The sequence below is a fragment of the Saccharopolyspora antibiotica genome (genome assembly GCF_047200635.1).
Lineage (GTDB): Bacteria > Actinomycetota > Actinomycetes > Mycobacteriales > Pseudonocardiaceae > Saccharopolyspora_C.
The window spans coordinates 149,499-167,618 of sequence record NZ_JBJZOI010000004.1; the positions used below are offsets into that span (position 1 = coordinate 149,499).

The 18,120-nt window shown below is 75.3% G+C and carries 6 protein-coding genes (1 of these 6 cut by a window edge); all 6 read left to right on the top strand.

Annotated features, from left to right (window positions below; translation table 11 throughout):
- A protein-coding gene (locus ACL03H_RS04010) for an SDR family NAD(P)-dependent oxidoreductase (protein WP_412809690.1) crosses the window boundary here: on the top strand, positions 1–6,435 show its final stretch. 17,127 nt of this gene lie to the left of the window's left edge; only the last 6,435 of its 23,562 coding nucleotides appear in the window; its start codon lies beyond the left edge, outside the window; its stop codon occupies positions 6,433–6,435.
- On the top strand, positions 6,432–12,311 hold the full coding sequence (locus ACL03H_RS04015; protein WP_412809691.1) for an SDR family NAD(P)-dependent oxidoreductase: 5,880 nt from the start codon (positions 6,432–6,434) through the stop codon (positions 12,309–12,311). Before ACL03H_RS04010 ends, ACL03H_RS04015 begins: the two co-directional genes overlap by 4 nt.
- 1 nt (position 12,312) lies before the next feature.
- Positions 12,313–14,631 (top strand): ACP S-malonyltransferase, encoded by a 2,319-nt coding sequence (gene fabD / locus ACL03H_RS04020; protein ID WP_412809692.1) that lies wholly within the window; start codon positions 12,313–12,315, stop codon positions 14,629–14,631.
- A 23-nt stretch (positions 14,632–14,654) separates the two neighbouring features.
- Positions 14,655–15,671 carry an NADP-dependent oxidoreductase gene (locus ACL03H_RS04025; RefSeq protein ID WP_412809693.1) on the top strand — a complete coding sequence of 339 codons (1,017 nt, stop codon included), beginning with the start codon at positions 14,655–14,657 and terminating at the stop codon, positions 15,669–15,671.
- A gap of 257 nt (positions 15,672–15,928) precedes the next feature.
- Positions 15,929–16,750 carry an SAM-dependent methyltransferase gene (locus ACL03H_RS04030; RefSeq protein WP_412809694.1) on the top strand — a complete coding sequence of 274 codons (822 nt, stop codon included), beginning with the start codon at positions 15,929–15,931 and terminating at the stop codon, positions 16,748–16,750.
- A 98-nt stretch (positions 16,751–16,848) separates the two neighbouring features.
- Positions 16,849–18,060 (top strand): cytochrome P450, encoded by a 1,212-nt coding sequence (locus tag ACL03H_RS04035; RefSeq protein WP_412809695.1) that lies wholly within the window; start codon positions 16,849–16,851, stop codon positions 18,058–18,060.
- Positions 18,061–18,120: the final 60 nt, after the last annotated feature.

An 18,120-nucleotide genomic window follows, 5' to 3' on the forward strand; every position in this document is an offset into this window, starting at 1 on the left:
CACGGCACCGGCACCCCGCTGGGCGATCCGATCGAGTTCACCGCGCTGCGGGCCGCCTTCGGCGACGCGCCGGCCGGCGGGACCGCGCTCGGCTCGATCAAGACGAACGTGGGGCACACCCAGTTCGCGGCCGGGGTCGCCGGAGTGCTCAAGGCGCTGCTCGCGCTGGAGCACGAGCAACTGCCCCCGACGCCGCGCTTCCGGGAACCGAACCCCGAGATCCAGCTGGACGGGAGCCCGTTCCGGGTGAGCACCGAGCTGAGCCCGTGGCCGGAGCCCCCGGGCGGGGGCCCGCGCCGCGCGGCGGTGAGCTCCTTCGGCGCGGCGGGAACCAACGTGCACGCGGTGCTGGAGCAGGCTCCGGCCCGCACCGGCGGCCATCCCGCGCGGTCGGCCTGGCTGGTCGTGCTGTCCGGGCAGGGCGAGGACGTCCGCCGCGACCAGGTGGAACGGCTGCTGGCGCACGCCGAGCAGCACCCGGACCTCGACCTGGGCGACGTGTCGTTCACCTTGGCGACCGGGCGCAGGCACTGCCCGCACCGCTGGGCCGCCGTGGTCGCCGACCGCGCCGCGCTGCTCGCCGCCCTGCGCGGCTGGCTGCGCGGCGAGGACCCCGAGGGGGTGGTCACCGGCACCGCCGCCGAGGGGCACCGCCGCCAGGACCCCGCCGAGGCCGCCCGCGTCGAGCACCTGCTCGGCGAGGGCGCGGACCCGGCGGCGCTGGCCGAGCTGGCCGGGCACTTCGCGCGGGGCGCGGAGATCCGCTTCGCGCCGCTGTTCGCCGAGGCCGGATTCCGGATCACCTCGTTGCCGCCCTACCCGTTCGCGGGGGAGCGGTACTGGCCCGCCTCGGCCACCGCCCCGGAGCGCTCCCCGCTGGCGGGGCGCGGGCCGGACCACGCCGTCGAGCTGACCGGCCGGGAGTTCTTCCTGGACGACCACCGGGTGCGCTCGGTGCCGGTGCTGCCGGGCGTGGCCTACCTGGAGCTGGCCTGCGCGGCGGCTCGGGACGAGGGCCTGGAACCGACCGAGCTGCGGCTGCGCAACGTGGTCTGGGCCCGCCCGGTGGAGATCACCGGGCCGGTCACCGCGTCGGTGGCCCTGCGCGAGCGCGCGGACGGTCTCGGCTTCGAGATCAGCACGCCCGCGGGGATCCACGGCAGGGGCGTCGTCGAGCGCGGGGCGGCGGAACCGCCCGCCCGGCTCGACCTGGACGGGCTGCTGGCCCGCACCGGGCGGCGGGTGGCCCACGAGGAGGTCTACGCGCACTTCGAGCGGATGGGCATCGGTTACGGGCCGTCCTTCCGCGCGGTGCGGGAGCTGCACGTCGGCGCCGATCTCGCGGTGGCCCGGCTGCGGCTGCCGGAGGAAGGACGCGACGGCGGGGCCTGGACGCTGCACCCGGCCGTGCTGGACGCGGCGGTGCAGGCCGCGCTCGGGCTCTCGCTGCGCGGGGACGGCACCGAGGCGGCCACCGCGCTGCCGTTCGCGGTGGAAGAAGTGCGGATCCACGGCCCGAGCCCGGAGGCGGGCTGGGCGGTGGTCCGGCCCTCCGCGCACGACCGGGGCGGCGAGGTGCTCCGGGCGGACGTCGAGCTGTGCGACGAGGACGGCGCGGTGCGGGTGCGGCTGCTCGGCTTCACCACCCGGCCGCTCCCCGGGGGCGGTGACGCCCGATCCGAGGAGGACGTGCTGCTCGCTCCCGAGTGGCGGTCGGCCGCCGCGGTGGCGGTCGAGGAGCCGCCCGCGCGGCACGAGGTGCTGCTCACCGGACTCGACCTCGACCCGGCCAAGCTGCGGGACGAGCTGGGCGCCCCCTGCGCCGCGCTGCCCACGGCCGGTGCACCGGCGGAGCGCTTCACCGCCCAGGTGGAGGCCGTGCTGGACCGGTTGCGGGCCGCGATCCGGGCGACCCGGGACGGCCGGGTGCTGGTGCAGGTCGTGGTGCCCGCGCGCGGCGCCGGACGGGTGTCGGCCGCGCTGTCCGGCCTGCTGCGCACCGCGCACCTGGAGCACCCGAAGCTCGCCACCCAGGTCGTCGAGGTGGAGCCCTCGGTGCCGGCCGCCGCGCTCGCGGCGCTGCTGCGCACCGAGGCGCGCAGCGGTGACGCCGAGGTGCGCCACGACGGCGCGCGGCGCGAGGTCCGGCGCTGGAAGCCCGTGGACGACGCGCCCGAGGTGTCGCCCTGGCGGCCGGGCGGGAGCTACCTGATCACCGGCGGCGGGGGCGGTCTCGGCGCGGTGTTCGCCCGCGAGATCGCGGCCCGGGCCCCCGGGGCGCGGCTGGTGCTCGCCGGACGTTCCGCCGAGGGGCCGTCGCGGCTGCTGGACGAGCTCGCCGAGGCGGGCGCCCGCGCGAGCTACCGCCGCCTGGACGTCACCGACCGCGACGCCGTCGAGCGCTGCGTGCGCGAGGTGGTCGCCGAGCACGGCGCGCTGCACGGCGTGCTGCACCTCGCGGGCGTGCTGCGGGACGGCTACCTGGCGCGCAAGGAGCCCGGCGAGGTGCGGGAGGTGCTGGCGGCCAAGGCCGCCGGGTTCGCCCACCTCGACGCCGCCACCGCCGAGCTGGACCTGGACTGCTTCCTCGGCTTCTCCTCGCTGTCCTCGCTCGGCAACGCGGGGCAGGGCGACTACGCCGCGGCCAACGCCTTCCTGGACGCCTGGGCCCCGCACCGCGCGGAGCTCGTCGCCCGCGGGGAGCGGCGCGGCCGGACCCTGGTGATCGGCTGGGGCCTGTGGTCGGGCGGCGGCATGGACGTGGACGCCGCCACCGCCGCGCGGATGCGGGAGCGGGTCGGCATGGTCGCGATGCGGCCGGAGCACGGTGCGGCCGCGCTGCGCCGGGCCTGGGGCAGCGGAGCACCGCACGTGCTCGCGCTGCGCGGGCACCGGGCCCGCATCACCGGCGCGCTGCTCGCCGAACCCGCCGCGCCGGACCGGGCGTCGGCGCGCACCGCCGCCCTCGACCGGCTCCGCGCCCAGGCCGCCGAGGTGCTCGGCGTGCGGGCCGAGGAACTGGACCCGGACGTGCCGCTCGGGGACTACGGCTTCGACCGGGTGGCGCTGACCGCGCTCGCCGGGGCCGTGGAGGCCGAGCGCGGGATCGCCGTTCCCCCGAAGACCTTCGTCGAACATCCGACCCTGGGAGACGTCGTGGACCACCTCCTCGATGACCGCTCCGGCGGCTCCGGGGCGCCGGCCCCGCCCGCCGCCGACCCGCCCGCCGCGCCACCGGACGCGTCCCGGCGCGAGGCGCTGCTGGCCGAGCTGGTCGAGCGGGTCGCCGCGCTGCTGGACGTGCCCGCGGAGCGGATCACGACGACCGCCGAGCTCACCCGCTTCGGCTTCGACTCGCTGTCGCTGACCGGGTTCGCCGAGGAGCTCAACGCCGCCCACGGTCTCTCGCTCGCCCCGACCCTGTTCTTCGAGCACCCCACGCTCGGCGAGGTGGCCGACCACCTGCTCGCCGAGCACGGCGACGCGATCGCCCCCGCGCGACCGGAAGTCCCGGTAGCGCGGGAGAACCCGGTCCCGGCCGCACCGCCGGCCGGGCAGCCCGCCGACGAACCGATCGCGGTGATCGGCATGAGCGGCCGCTTCCCGATGGCCGCCGACATCGCCGAGTACTGGGAGAACCTGCGCGCGGGCCGCGACTGCACCAGCGAGGTCCCCGCGGACCGCTGGGACTGGCGGGAGCACTACGGCGATCCGATCAAGGACCCGAACAGCACCGACGTCATCGCGGGCGGCTTCATGGACGGCGTCGGCGACTTCGACCCGTTCTTCTTCGACATCTCGCCGAAGGAGGCCGAGCTGATGGACCCGCAGCAGCGGCTCCTGATGCTGCACGTGTGGAAGGCGATCGAGGACGCCGGCTACTCGGCGGAATCCGTGGCGGGCACCGACACCGCGCTCATCGCCGGGACCACCAGCACCGGGTACAGCACCGTGGTCACCCGCTACCAACCCGCGATCGAGGGCTACGACATCACCGGCGCCGCGCCGTCGATGGGCCCGAACCGGATGAGCTACTTCCTCGACCTGCACGGCCCCAGCGAACCGGTGGACACCGCCTGCTCCAGCGCGCTGGTCGCCCTGCACCGCGCGGTGCAGGTGCTGCGCGGCGGCGCGTCCGACCTGGCCATCGCCGGTGGCGTGAACACGATGGTCAGCGTCGACGGGCACATCAGCATCTCCAAGGCGGGGATGCTCAGCCCCAGCGGGAAGTGCAAGACCTTCGGGGCGGACGCCGACGGCTACGCCCGGGGCGAGGGCGTGGGGTTCCTGGTGCTCAAGCGGCTCTCCGAGGCCGAGCGGGACGGGGACCACGTCCACGGGCTGATCCGGGCCACCGCCGAGAACCACGGCGGCCGGGGCAACTCGCTCACCGCGCCCAACCCCAAGGCGCAGGCCGCGCTGCTGCGGGAGGCCTACACCCGGGCGGGCGTGGACCCGCGCACCGTGGGCTACGTGGAGGCGCACGGCACCGGCACCAAGCTGGGCGACCCGGTCGAGATCAACGGTCTGAAGGCGGCGTTCCGGGAGCTGTACGCCGACGTGGGCGCCGAGGTCACCGAGGCGCACTGCGGCGTCGGCTCGGTGAAGACGAACATCGGTCACCTGGAGCTGGCCGCCGGGGCCGCCGGAGTGATCAAGGTGCTGCTCCAGCTGCGGCACCGGAGCCTCGTGCCGGGCGTGCGGTGCGAGGAGGTCAACCCCTACATCGACCTGGCGGGCAGCCCGTTCCACCTGGTCCGGGAGAACCAGGACTGGGCGGCGCCGCGCGACGAGCAGGGCCGGGAGCTGCCGCGCCGCGCAGGGGTGAGCTCCTTCGGCTTCGGCGGCGTGAACACCCACGTGGTGCTGGAGGAGTACGTCCCCCGGGCGGCCCCCGCCGAGCGGAGCGCCCCCCGCGCACCGCTGCCGGTGGTGCTGTCCGCGACCCACCCCGAGGTGCTCCGGCAACTCGCGACCGACTGGCTCGCCGCGCTGCGCGGCGGGACGCACACCGACGCGGACCTCACCGCGATCGCCCGCACCTCGCAGCTCGGGCGCACCCCGATGCGGGAGCGGCTGGCGGTCTCGGCGCGGACGGTGCGGGAGCTGTGCGACGGCCTGGAGGCCTGGCTGCGCGGTGAGCGGCACCCCGAGGTGCACGCCGGGCGGGTCGCGCGCGGCACCGCGCCGCCGGAGCTGCCCGCCGAACTCGCCGGACCGCGCGAGTTCGCCGGGTTGAGCGGGCCCGAGCGCTCCCGGCTGGCGCAGCTGTGGGTGCGCGGCGCCGAGGTCCGCTGGGAGCGCTTCGAGACCGGGCAGCCGCCCCGGCGGCTCCCGCTGCCGACCTACCCGTTCCGGTTGCGCCGCTACTGGGTGGACACCAGCCGGCCCGCCGCCGGAGGCCCCGGTTCCACCGGGGGGCCGAAGCACCCGCTGGTGCACGAGAACACCTCAGACCTCACCGAGCACCGCTACAGCTCGCGCTTCACCGGCGCGGAGTTCTTCCTGGAGGACCACCGGGTCGGTGCCGAGGTGGTCTCGGTGGTGACCGACTGGCGCGGCGCCCCGGCGGCAGGCACCGGCGAACCGACCGCCCGGGTGCTGCCCGCCGTCGCCTACCTGGAGATGGCGCGGGAGGCGGCGGTGCGAGCGGCGGGCGGCGACGCGCGATCCTGGTCGTTCCGGCTCGCGTGCTGGCTGAACCCGCTGGTGGTCCGGGAGACGACCGAGGTGCACGTGGCGCTCGCGCCGCGCGACGGAGGCGGCCTGGACTACGAGGTCTACACCGGTGATCCGGGCGGGGAGCGCACGGCGCTGGCCCGGGGGCAGCTGCGGCGCGGCGATCCCGCCCCGGCGGCCCGGCTGGACCTGGCGGCGCTGCGCGCGGAGTGCGACGGCCCGGTGCTCCGGGCGGACGCGGTCTACGAGCGCTACACCCGGTTCGGCATGGCCTACGGTCCCGCGCTGCGCGCCGTGGAATCGCTGCGCACCGGGTCCCGGCAGGCCGTGGCCCGCCTGGTGCTGCCCGCCGCCGCCCGCGCGGAGGGCCTGGTGCTGAACCCGAGCGTCCTCGACTGCGCCCTGCAGGCGACGGCCGGGGTGTTCCTGGACCAGGACGCGGCCGGGGCCGCGCTGCCCTACGCCCTGCGCGAGCTGGAGGTGCTGCGCCCGACGCCGGAGACCGGCTGGGCGGTGGTCCGGTTCGCCGAGGACGACCACGCCGGGGCGGTCCGCCGCCTGGACGTCGACGTCTGCGACGACGACGGCGAGATCTGCGCGCGGCTGCGCGGGTTCAGCGTCCGCCGGGTCGGCGGGGACGGCTCCCCGGAGCGGCCCGCCGAGGACGAGCCCGGGGACGCGCACCTGCTGGACCTGATCGACGCCATCGGCAGGCGTTCCCTGAGCGCCGACGAGTTCAAGAGGAGCCTGGCATGAGCACCCCGATCGCATCGCTGGACGAGCTGCACCGGCTGATCAGCGAGGGCCGGATCGAGCAGGGCGAGGCGCTGCGGCTGCTGCGCGCCCACCAGCGCGGTGCGGCCCCGGCCCCGCCGAAGAACCCGTCGATACCGGAGAACCCGTCGGCTCCGGCGGGTCCCGCGCCCGAGCAGTCCACCGAGGACCTCGCCGAGCGGGTCCGCGAGATCGTGCTGGAGAAGGTCTGCGCGCTGCTCAAGGTCGACGTCTCCGACCTCGACGTGGACGTGGAGCTCAGCGAGTACGGCCTCGACTCGCTCATCATCAGCCAGTTGGTCAACCTGGTGAACGAGTCCCTCGGCCTGGAGCTGGTGCCCACGGTGCTGTTCGAGCACCCGACGCTGCGCGCCTTCAGCGCCTTCGTCGCGGCGGAGCACGGGACCGAGCTGGCCGCCGCCCTCGGCCAGCCGGTCGAGGTCGCGGAACCCGAGGCGCCGCAACCGGTTCCGGCCGCGGCGGTGCCCCCTCCCGAGGAGGCGCCCCCGGCCGAGCGGCCCGGGCCGGCCTCGCGAGCACCCGCCGCGCGGGAGGGCGACGACCCCATCGCGATCGTCGGCATCAGCGGCCGCTTCCCGAAGGCCGCCGACCTCGACGAGTTCTGGGAGAACCTGCGCGCCGGCCGGGACTGCGTCGACGAGGTCCCCGCCGACCGCTGGGACTGGCGGGCGCACCACGGAGATCCGCTCCAGGAGCCGGGCCGCACGCGGGCCAAGCACGGCGGGTTCGTCGACGGCATCGCCGAGTTCGACCCGCTGTTCTTCGGCATCGCCCCGAAGGACGCCGTGCACATGGACCCGCAGCAGCGGTTGCTGATGCTGTACGCGTGGAAGGCGCTGGAGGACGCCGGGCACTCCGCCGAGGAGCTCGCGGGCTCGGATCTCGCGCTGTTCGTGGGCACCCACGACACCGGTTACGGCCTGCTCGCCGAGCGCTCCGCGGCCCGTTCCCGCGGCGTCACCCCGACCGGCAGCGTGCCCTCCGTCGGACCGAACCGGATGAGCTACTTCCTCGACGTGCACGGCCCGAGCGAACCGGTGGAGACCGCCTGCTCCAGCTCGCTGGTGGCGATGCACCGCGCCGTGGCCGCCCTGGAGCGCGGGGAGACCGGGATGGCCGTGGTGGGCGGCGTGAACACCATCGTCGTGCCGGACGGGCACGTCAGCTTCAGCCGCTCCGGGATGCTCAGCGAGGACGGCCGGTGCAAGAGCTTCTCCGCCGACGCGGACGGCTACAGCCGGGGGGAGGGCGTCGGGATGCTGGTGCTCAAGCCGCTGTCGGCCGCCGAGCGGGACGGCAACCACGTCTACGGGCTGATCCGGGCCACCGCCGAGAACCACGGCGGCCGCGCCAACTCGCTGACCTCCCCGAACCCGAAGGCGCAGGCCGCGGTGATCCGCCGCGCCCACGCCGGGGCGGGCATCGATCCGCGCACCGTGGGCTACGTGGAGGCGCACGGGACCGGCACCAGGCTGGGTGACCCCATCGAGATCAACGGGCTCAAGGAGGCCTTCGCCGAGCTCGCCGGGGACGCGCCGGTGCCCGCCGGGCGGTGCGGCATCGGCTCGGTGAAGACGAACATCGGGCACCTGGAGCTGGCCGCCGGGGTGGCCGGGGTGCTCAAGGTGCTGCTGCAGCTGCGGCACCGGACTCTGGTGCCCAGCCTGCACGCGGAGCGGATCAACCCGCTGGTCAAACTGGAGGGCAGCCCCTTCCGACTGGTCCGCGAGAGCGAGGAGTGGGTCGCGCCGCGCGACGAGCGCGGCGATGAGCTGCCGCGCCGGGCGGGGGTGAGCTCCTTCGGCTTCGGCGGCGTCAACGCGCACGTGGTGCTGGAGGAGTACCGGCCGCCCGCGGCCCGCCGCGAACCGGCCGCCGGGCCCGTCGCGATCGTGCTCTCCGCCGCCGGTCCGGAGACGCTGCGCGCCCGCGCGCGGCAGCTCGTGGAACGGATCGACGCGGGTGGGCTGGCCGAGACCGACCTGCCCGACCTCGCGCACACCCTGCAGGTGGGCCGCACCGCGATGGCGGAGCGGCTGGCGTTCCTGGCGCACTCGCTGGCCGAGGTGCGCCAGCGGCTCGCCGCGCACGTGGCCGGTGGCAGGCCGCCGGGACTGCACCTGGGCCGAGCCGAGCGGCGAGGCGTCTGGGCGGAGCTGGCCGGTGACGAGGACATCGCCACCGCGATCGACGGCTGGGTCGCCAAGGGCAAGCTGGGCCGGTTGCTGAAGCTGTGGGTCACCGGCTTCGACTTCGACTGGAAGCGGCTGCACGCCGGCCGTCCGGCGCGGCGGCTGCCGCTGCCGAGCTACCCGTTCGCGCTGCGGCGCTACTGGATCGCGGACGGGGACCGAGCCGCCGCCGCGCCCGTCCCGGAGCGCCCCGAGCACCGCCACGAGCTCGGCGGTGCGGACTCCTGCCTGCGCGATCACCGCGTGGGCGACGTGCCCACCCTGCCCGGGGCCGCCTACCTGGAGTTCGCCCGGGCGGCGCTGGGCGCCACCGCCGGGGTGCGGCTGTGCGACGTCACCTGGCTGCGCCCGCTTCCGGTCACCGCGCCGCGCTCCCTGCTCCTGGAGGTCGACCCGGACTCCGGCGCCTTCCGGGCGTGCGTCGAGGACTCCGGCGAGCGCGTGCCGCACGCCCAGGGGACGGCGCGGGTCGAGCAGGACCTGCCCGCCGCCGAGGTGCACGATCTCGACGCGCTGCGCGCGATGTGCCCGGTGCGCCACGACGGGACCGAGATCTACCGGCTGTTCTCCCGGATGGGCATGGGCTACGGCTCCGCCTTCCGGGCGATCGAGCACCTGCACCGCGGCGACGACCTCGCCGTGGCCCGGCTGCGGCTGCCGGTGGCCGCGGCCGGGGCCTTCGAGCTGAACCCGGCGATGCTCGACGGGGCCCTGCAGACCACGCTGGGCCTGGTGCTCAGCGAGGAGGGCGCGGCACCGGAGGAGGCGGCGCTGCCGTTCGCGGTGCGCGAGGTGCGGGTGCTGGCCCCGACACCGGAGGCGGGCTGGGCGGTGGCGCGCCGCTCCGCGGACGATCGCCGGGACTCCGGGGTGCGCCGCCTGGACGTCGACCTGTGCGACGAGAGCGGCGCGGTGTGCGTGCGGATCCTCGGGTTCGGCACCCGCGCCCGGCCGCGCTCGACCGCCGAGGCCCGTCCGGTGCAGACGGCCCCGGTGGAGAAGACCCCGGTGGAGACCGCGCTGCTGGTCGAACCGGCCTGGGCGCCCGCCGCGGCGCCCGAGCCCGCCGCGGACCCGGCCGAGCGGCACGTGCTGCTCTGCGAACTGCCCGGGGTGGACCCGGACGAACTCGGCGGTCTGCTCGGCGCGACGTGCACCGCGCGAGTCGGGAGCGGCGGCCTCGACGAGCGCTACACCGCGCACGCCGAGCACCTGCTCGCCCTGCTGCGCGAGCAGGCCCGCGGAGCCGCGCACCGCCTGGTGCAGGTCGTGGTGCCGGGCGACGCGCCCTGGCTGGCCGGGCTGGCCGGGATGCTGCGCACCGCGCAGCTGGAGCACCCGAAGCTGCGCGCGCAGCTGGTCGAGGTCGATCCGGCGACTCCGCTCGCCGCACTGGCCGACCAGGTCCGCCGCGACGCCGCCGACGTCGAGCAGCCGGTGGTGCGCCACCGCGACGGCGGGCGCGAGATCTCCCGCTGGCGCGAGATCGCCGCGCCCGCCGCGCGCCCGCCCTGGCGCGACGGCGGGGTCTACCTGCTCACCGGCGGGGCCGGGGGCCTCGGCGCGCTCGTCGCCGAGGAGATCGCGCGACGGGTGGACTCGCCCGCGCTGGTGCTGTGCGGGCGCAGCCCGGCCGGGCCGGCGCAGGAGGAGCTGCTGACCCGGCTGCGCGCCAGCGGGGCGAAGGCCGACTACCGCGCCCTCGACGTCGCCGACGGCGCGGACGTGCGGCGGGCGGTGCGCGAGGTGGAGGCCCGGCACGGAGCACTGCACGGGGTGGTGCACGCCGCCGGGGTGCTGCGGGACGGCTTCCTGGCCCGCAAGACCGCCGAGGACCTGCGGCAGGTGTTCGCCGCGAAGGTCTCCGGCGTGCGCCACCTCGACGAGGCCACCGCCGGATCGGCGCTGGAGTGCTTCCTCTGCTTCTCCTCGATGGCCGCGTTCGGCAACGTCGGGCAGGCCGACTACGCCGCCGCGAACGGCTTCCTGGACGGCTACGCCGCGCACCGGGAGTCCCTGGTGGCCCGGGGCGAGCGGTCCGGGCGGACGCTGGTGGTGAACTGGCCGCTCTGGGAGGAGGGCGGGATGGGCGGCACCGCCTCCACCGCGCGGCTGCTGGAGTCCGCCGGGATGCGGCCGATGCGCGCCGAGGTCGGTCTCGACGCGCTGCACCGGGCCTGGGCGGCCCGGCGGCCCCAGGTGATCGCCCTGGACGGGGACCCCGCGCGGCTGCGCGAGCGGTTCCTGCCCGACGAGCCGACCGCCGAGCCCCGGGACGCCGGGAACCGGGCCCACGAGGACCGGGCCCACGAGGACCGGGCCCACGAGGACCGGGCAGGCGACGCCGGGCCCGGCGGGGCGCGGGGCGCGGACGTCCCCGACGCCGCCGCGCTGCTGCCGGTCGTCGCCGACCTGATGGCCGCGCTGCTGGAGATCGAGCCCGCCGCGCTGCCGAGGAACGAGCCGCTGACCGACTACGGCTTCGACTCGATCTTCATGATGCAGTTCCTCACCCAGGTGCAGGCGCACGTCGACGCCGGGCTCACCCTCGACGTCATCGCCGGCTGCGACACCCTGCACGAGATCGTGGAGGCGATCGCGACGGCCCTCGCGCCCGCGCGACCCGCCCCGGAGATCCCCCGGCAGCGGGCGGAGGTCCCACCCGGCGCGGCGCGTCCCGCACCGGTCCCCGCGACCGAGTTCCCCGAGCTGGTGCGGATGAACGGCGTCACCGAGGGCCGCCCGGTGTTCTGGGTGCACCACGGGAACGGCGGCGTCGAGTCCTACGCCCCGGTCGCCGCCCGGGTCCGCAGGCCCTTCTACGGCATCCAGCCGAAGGGCTGGATCGACGGCACCGAGATCCTCACCGGCCAGGTCCCGATGGCCGAGTTCTACGCGGACCTCGTCCGCGCCGTGCAGCCCGAAGGCCCCTACGACATCGGCGGGTTCTCGCTCGGCGGGCTGTTCGCCTACGAGGTCGTGCGGCAGCTCCAGCTGCGCGGGGCCGAGGTGCGCTCGCTGGTCATGCTCGACACCCTCGACGCCGAGGCCACGAACGCGGCGAACGACATCATCGTCGGCGGCGACCACAGCCCGGAGATCGTGTCCAAGGTCAGCGACTACCGGGCGGTGAACCTGATCCTGGGCAACAACAGCTTCGAGTCGCACCAGGACGACGCGCCGATCCTGCGGCGCGACGAGGTCGATCCCGCCCTGGACGGCCCGGCCTTCCTCGACTCGCTGATCCGGGCCGCGCTGGACCGGGGCGTGAAGAAGAACGAGGCGCAGCTGCGGTCCCGGGTGCGCCAGCTCGCCCGCTACCTGGAGGCCACCCAGGGCGAGCGCTACGAGCTGCGCGAGCTGCCGAGGCCGGACGAGCTCAGCTGCTACTACCTGCGCAACGCCAGCGGCGAGTTCTTCGGCGCGTTCCGGGAGTACATGGTGCTGCTGCCCGACGACTCCCTGCCGCAGGTGGACGGCACCGAGTACTGGCGCGGCTGGGCCGAGCGGATCGACGACTTCTTCACCATCGACGTGGACACCTCGATGCACTCCGAGGTGATGACCGCCCCGGCGGCGCTGGAGAAGCTGCTGCGGCTGTGCGACCGGCTGTACGCGCCGGAGACCGGACGGGGAGGTCGTTGAGATGCGTGCGGTGATCTTCCCCGGGCAGGGCGCACAGCGGCGCGGCATGGGCCGGGAGCTGTTCGACGCCTACCCGGAGGCGGAGCGCGAGGCCTCCGAGGTGCTGGGCTTCTCGCTCCGGGAGCTGTGCGAGCGGGACCCGGAGCAGCGCCTCGGCGACACCCGCTTCACCCAGCCCGCGCTGTACGCGGTCGGCGCCCTCGCCTACCGGCGGTGGCGGGAGGAGAGCGGGGCCGAACCGGACCGGCTGGCCGGCCACAGCCTCGGCGAGTACTGCGCGCTGCACGCGGCCGGGGCGTTCGACTTCACCACCGGGCTGCGCCTGGTCCGGCGGCGCGGCGAGCTGATGGCGCGGGCTCGCGGTGGCGGCATGGTCGCGGTGCTCGGGCTCGATCCCGCGCGGCTGCGCGCGCTGCTGGACGAGGCCGGGTTCGGCGAGCTGGTGGTGGCCAACGACAACGCGCCCGCCCAGCAGGTCGTCTCCGGCGAGGTCGAGGCCATCGGGGAGCTGGTGGCGCACCTGGAAGCCCGCGAGATCCGCTGCGCGCGGCTCGCCGTCTCCGGGGCGTTCCACTCGCCGCTGATGGCGGAGTCGGCAGCGGAGTTCGCGCGCCACCTCGCGCGGTTCCGGCTCGACGACCCGAGCGTCCCGGTGGTCGCGAACGCCACCGCGCGGCCGTACCCGCCGGGGGAGACCGCGCGGCTGCTCGCGGAGCAGATCGTGCGGCCGGTGCGCTGGACCGAGAGCGTGCGGGCGCTGCTGGACGAGGGGGTGGAGGAGTTCGTGGAGCTCGGCGGGGCGGTGGTGGGCGGGCTCGTGCGGCAGATCCGCGCGGTGCCCGGGCCTGCGCCCGAACCGGTTCCCGCCCGAGCGGCCCCGCCCGAGCCGCCTCCGGCTCCCGGCACGACCCCGGGGTCCGCGCTGGGCAGCGAGGTGTTCCGCCGCCGCTACGGCCTGGACTACGCCTACGCGGGCGGCGGGCTCTACCGGGGGATCGCCTCCGCCGAGATGGTCGTGCGGTTCGGCCGCGCCGGGATGCTCGGCGTGCTCGGCACCGGAGGTCTCGCCCCGGCCGAGGTGGAGCGCGCGATCGAGCAGGTGCGGCGCGGGCTGACCGCGGAGCGGGCGTTCGGGGTCAACCTGCTCGCCGACCACGACGACCCGGCCGCCGAGCGGGAGGTCGTCGAGCAGCTGCTGCGGCTCGGGGTGCGGGTGGTGGAGGCCTCCGCCTTCATCCGGATCACCCCGGCGCTGGTGCGGTTCCGGGCCGCCGGGCTGCGCGCCGGACCGGACGGGAATCCCGTGTGCGAGCACCGGATCCTGGCGAAGGTCTCCCGCCCGGAGACCGCCGCGGAGTTCCTGGCCCCGCCCCCGGAGCGGATCCTGCGGCAGCTGCGGGACGAGGGGGCGCTGACCGAGGAGCAGGTGCGGCTGGCGCGTGCGGTGCCGATGAGCCACGACCTCACCGTCGAGGCCGATTCCGGCGGGCACACCGACGGCGGCATCGCCACCGTGCTGCTGCCCGCGATGCTGGCCCTGCGGGACCGGGCGATGCGCGAGCACGGCTACGCGGAGCGGATCTGCACCGGGCTCGCGGGCGGCATCGGCACCCCTGCCGCGGCCGCCTCGGCCTTCGTGCTCGGCGCCGACTACGTGCTCACCGGTTCGGTGAACCAGTGCAGCGCGGAGTCCGCGATGAGCGAACCGGTCAAGGACGAGTTGCAGCGCATCGGGGTGGACGACACCGGCTACGCCCCGGCGGGCGACATGTTCGAGATGGGCGCGCAGGTGCAGGTGCTGCGCAGGGGCGTGTTCTTCCCGACCAGGGCGAACCGGCTGTTCGCCCTGCACTCGCACTACGGGTCCTGGGAGGAGATCCCGGCGAAGACCCGGGCGCTGGTCGAGCGCACCTACTTCCGGCGCGGTGCCGAGCAGGTGTGGGAGGAGGTGTGCGCCTACCTGCGCGCGCGCGGCCGGGAGGAGCGCATCGCCCAGGCGGAGCGGGATCCCAAGATCAAGATGGCGCACCTGTTCCGCTGGTACTTCCACTACAGCACCAGGCTGGCGATGACCGGGGCCGAGGAGGACAAGGTCAACCGCCAGGTCCACACCGGACCCGCGCTGGGCGCGTTCAACGAGTGGGTGCGGGGCACCGAGCTGGAGCCCTGGCGGGCGCGGCACGTCGACGAGATCGGCAGGCTGCTGCTGGACGGGGCCGCGGAATCCCTCGCCGCCGCTGCCCGCCGCTGGGCCTCCCTCGTGCCGGATTCCCCTTCCCCACCGCGAGCGGCAGAACGCGCTCCGGCCACCGTCAGCTGACCCCGCACCCCGAGGAGATCGTGATGCACGTTCCGACCACCGGCACCGAGGTCCGGCTGGCCGCCCGGCCCGACGGCTGGCCGACCACCGCGGACTTCGACGTCGTGCGCGCCGAGCTGCCCCCGGTCGGGCCCGGGCAGGCACTGGTGCGCAACCTGGTGATGAGCGTCGACCCGTACATGCGCGGCCGGATGAACAACGTGCGCGGCTACGCGGCCCCCTTCCGGATCGGGAAGCCCCTGGAGGGCGGTGCGGTCGGGGAGGTGCTGGAGTCGCGCTCGCCGCTGCTGGCGGCCGGGGACGTGGTGGTGCACGACCTCGGCTGGCGGGAGTACGCGGTGCTCGGTGCGGGGAGCGCCGAGAGGATCGACACGTCGGTCGCGCGGCCCGCGGACCACCTCGGCGCCCTGGGCATGCCGGGGCACGCCGCCTACGCCGGGTTGCTGGAGGTGGCCGGGTTCCGGCCCGGTGACGTCGTGTTCGTCTCCGGCGCGGCGGGCGCGGTCGGCTCGCTGGCCGGCCAGATCGCGCGGCTGCGCGGCGCGGGCAAGGTGATCGGGTCGGCGGGGAGCCCCGAGAAGGTGCGGCACCTGACCGAGGACCTCGGCTTCGACCGGGCCTTCGACTACCACGACGGTCCGATCTGGCAGCAGCTCGCCAAGGCCGCGCCCGAGGGCCTGGACGTCTACTTCGACAACGTCGGCGGCGACCACCTGGACGCCGCGCTGCTGCTGGCCCGCACCGGTGCCCGGTTCGCCCTGTGCGGCGCGATCTCGCAGTACAACCAGAAGGGAGAACCAGCGGGGCCCCGCCACCTCGTGCAGGCGATCGGGAAGGGGATCACCCTGCGCGGATTCCTCGTCGGACACCACGAGGACGTGAAACCGCGCTTCCGGGCCGAGATGTCGGGCTGGCTCGCTCGCGGCGAGGTGCTGTTCCGGGAGACCGTCGCCGAAGGGGTGGACCAGGCGCCGCGAGCGTTCCTGGACATGCTGGCCGGGGCGAACACCGGCAAGACCCTGGTGCGCGTCGCGGAATGAGCACCGCGCGCGGAACACCAGTGATTTCCCCAGAAGCGCGATCAGCGTCGCGCGACGTGTTCACCGGCGGCGGGGTGGCGTGTAGCTTTCCGGGAGGGGCGGCTCGCACCCCGAATCCAGGAAAACGCCGCCGCGCCTGGCGATTCCGCGGATTCCGGAGCGCGCCCGCCGCGTTCGCGACTCGCGCCCCCGCCTTCTCGCGACGGCCCGTTCCCGTCGAACTCCTCTTCCCGCGAACAACACCAGGAGGAACCCCCATGTCCGCGCACGACTCCGCCCTGTCCGTCCCCGAAGAGGTCGGACTGCTCTACGACCGGCTCACCGCGCTCGACACCGAGGGGACCGGCGGCAGCCTGCACCTCGGTTTCTGGGACCTCGACGACACCGGCGTGCCGCTGGTGGAGGCGGCGGATCGGCTCACCGACATGATGGCCGACCGGCTGCTGCTGCGGCCGGGGCACCGGGTGCTGGACGTGGGCTGCGGGCTCGGCCAGCCCGCCGGGCGCATCGCCCGCCGGACCGGGGCGCACGTCACCGGCATCGCGATCAGCCGAGACCAGATCACCCGCGCCACCGAGATCGCCGAGGCGGAGGGCCTGTCCGGCCAGGTGGAGTTCCAGCACGCCGACGCGATGGAGCTGCCGTTCCCCGACGAGTCCTTCGACGCCGCCATCGCCATCGAGTCGATCTTCCACATGCCCGACCGCGAGCAGGTATTCCGGGAGGTCCGGCGGGTGCTCAGGCCCGGCGGGCGGATCGTGCTCACCGACTTCTTCGCCCGCGGCCCGATCCCCGCCGACAAGCAGCGGCACGTCGACCGGCTGCTGCGCGACTTCATCATGACCCTCGCCGACGGCGACGACTACCTGCCGATGCTGCGCCGCGCGGGCCTGCGCTTCACCGAGCTGCTGGACATCACCGAGCAGAGCGTGCGCCCCACCTTCCAGCAGATGAGCCGGGACAACGACCAGCTGGACCCGGTCTTCGCGGAGGGCGGCGACGCGAAGTTCAGCCCGGCGGACATGGTCGACGTGGACGAGTTCGGCTCCGCGCTGCTCACCGCCGAGAAGCCGCGCTGACCCCAGGACCGGTCCCGGCGTCCGGTGTGGACGGACGGGACCTCCGCACCCCGGCCCACCCGGCGCCGCGGCGCCCCGCACCGAAGGACCGATCTCCCGTGCCCGATCTGGCCGAGGACGACACCGCACTGGCCTTCCCCCCACCCCGCACCTGCCCGTTCCGGCTGCCGGAGGAGTACCCCGAGCTGCGCGAGAGCACCCCGGTGCGCCGGGTGCTGCTGCCCACCGGCAGGCACGCCTGGATCGTCACCCGCTACGAGGACGTCCGCCGAGCCCTCGTCGATCCCCGGCTGAGCTCCGACCGGGGTGATCCGAACTTCCCGCACGTGGTGGAGCTGGCCAAGAGCGACAACGATTCCACGCTCTCGCTGGCGGGAATGGACCCGCCGGTGCACACCCGGGCCCGCCGCGCCGTCGTCGGCGAGTTCACGCTGCGCAAGACCGAGGCGATGCGTCCCCGGGTGCAGCAGGTCGTGGACGAGGCGGTGGACGCGATGCTGGCCGGACCGCGTCCGGCCGACCTGGTGCGCGCGCTGTCGTTCCCGGTTCCGTCGCTGGTGATCTGCGAACTGCTCGGCGTCTCCTACGGCGACCACGAGTTCTTCGAGGACCGCACGTCCACGATGCTCAACACGACCGAGCCCCCGCTGGCCCGGCAGCGGGCCTTCTTCGACCTGCAGTCCTACCTCGACGACTTGGTCACCCGGAAGGAGGCGGATCCCGGCGACGACCTGCTCAGCCGCCAGGCCGCCAAGACGCCCGAGGACCGCTCCTACGACCACGCCGAGCTCGTGGACCTGGCCTTCCTGCTGCTGACCGCCGGGCACGACACCACCGGGAACATGATCTCGCTGGGTTCGCTGGCGCTGATGCGCGCCCCCGAGCTGCGCGAGCGCGTCACCGGAGCGGCCGAGGGAGCGCTGGAGGTCGTGGACGAGCTGCTGCGCTACTTCAGCATCACCGATCTGATCACGGTGCGGATCGCCAAGGACGACCTGGAGATCGGCGGACAGCCGATCAAGGCGGGGGAGGGCGTGTTCGCGCTGGGCGGCGCCGCGAACCGCGATCCGGCGGCCTTCGCGCGGCCCGAGGAGATCGACGTGGACCGCGGCGCCCGGCAGCACGTCGCCTTCGGCTACGGCCCGCACCAGTGCCTCGGGCAGAACCTGGCCCGGATGGAGCTGGAGATCGTCTACCGCACGCTGTTCCGGAAGATCCCCGAGCTGCGGCCCGCGTGCGACCCCGGTGAGCTGCCGCTGAAGAACGACGCCGCGATCTTCGGCCTGCACGCGCTGCCCGTCACCTGGTGACGCGGCGGCGCGGTCCCGGCGGGGTGATCGCCACCCCGCCGGAGCGCGCCGGGGGCCACC

What these genes read in the sequence shown, in the direction of transcription:
- ACL03H_RS04015 (WP_412809691.1), top strand. Translation starts at nt 6,432, where the DNA reads ATGAGCACCCCGATCGCATCGCTGGACGAGCTGCACCGGCTGATCAGC.
- fabD (WP_412809692.1), top strand. Translation starts at nt 12,313, where the DNA reads ATGCGTGCGGTGATCTTCCCCGGGCAGGGCGCACAGCGGCGCGGCATG.
- ACL03H_RS04025 (WP_412809693.1), top strand. Translation starts at nt 14,655, where the DNA reads ATGCACGTTCCGACCACCGGCACCGAGGTCCGGCTGGCCGCCCGGCCC.
- ACL03H_RS04030 (WP_412809694.1), top strand. Translation starts at nt 15,929, where the DNA reads ATGTCCGCGCACGACTCCGCCCTGTCCGTCCCCGAAGAGGTCGGACTG.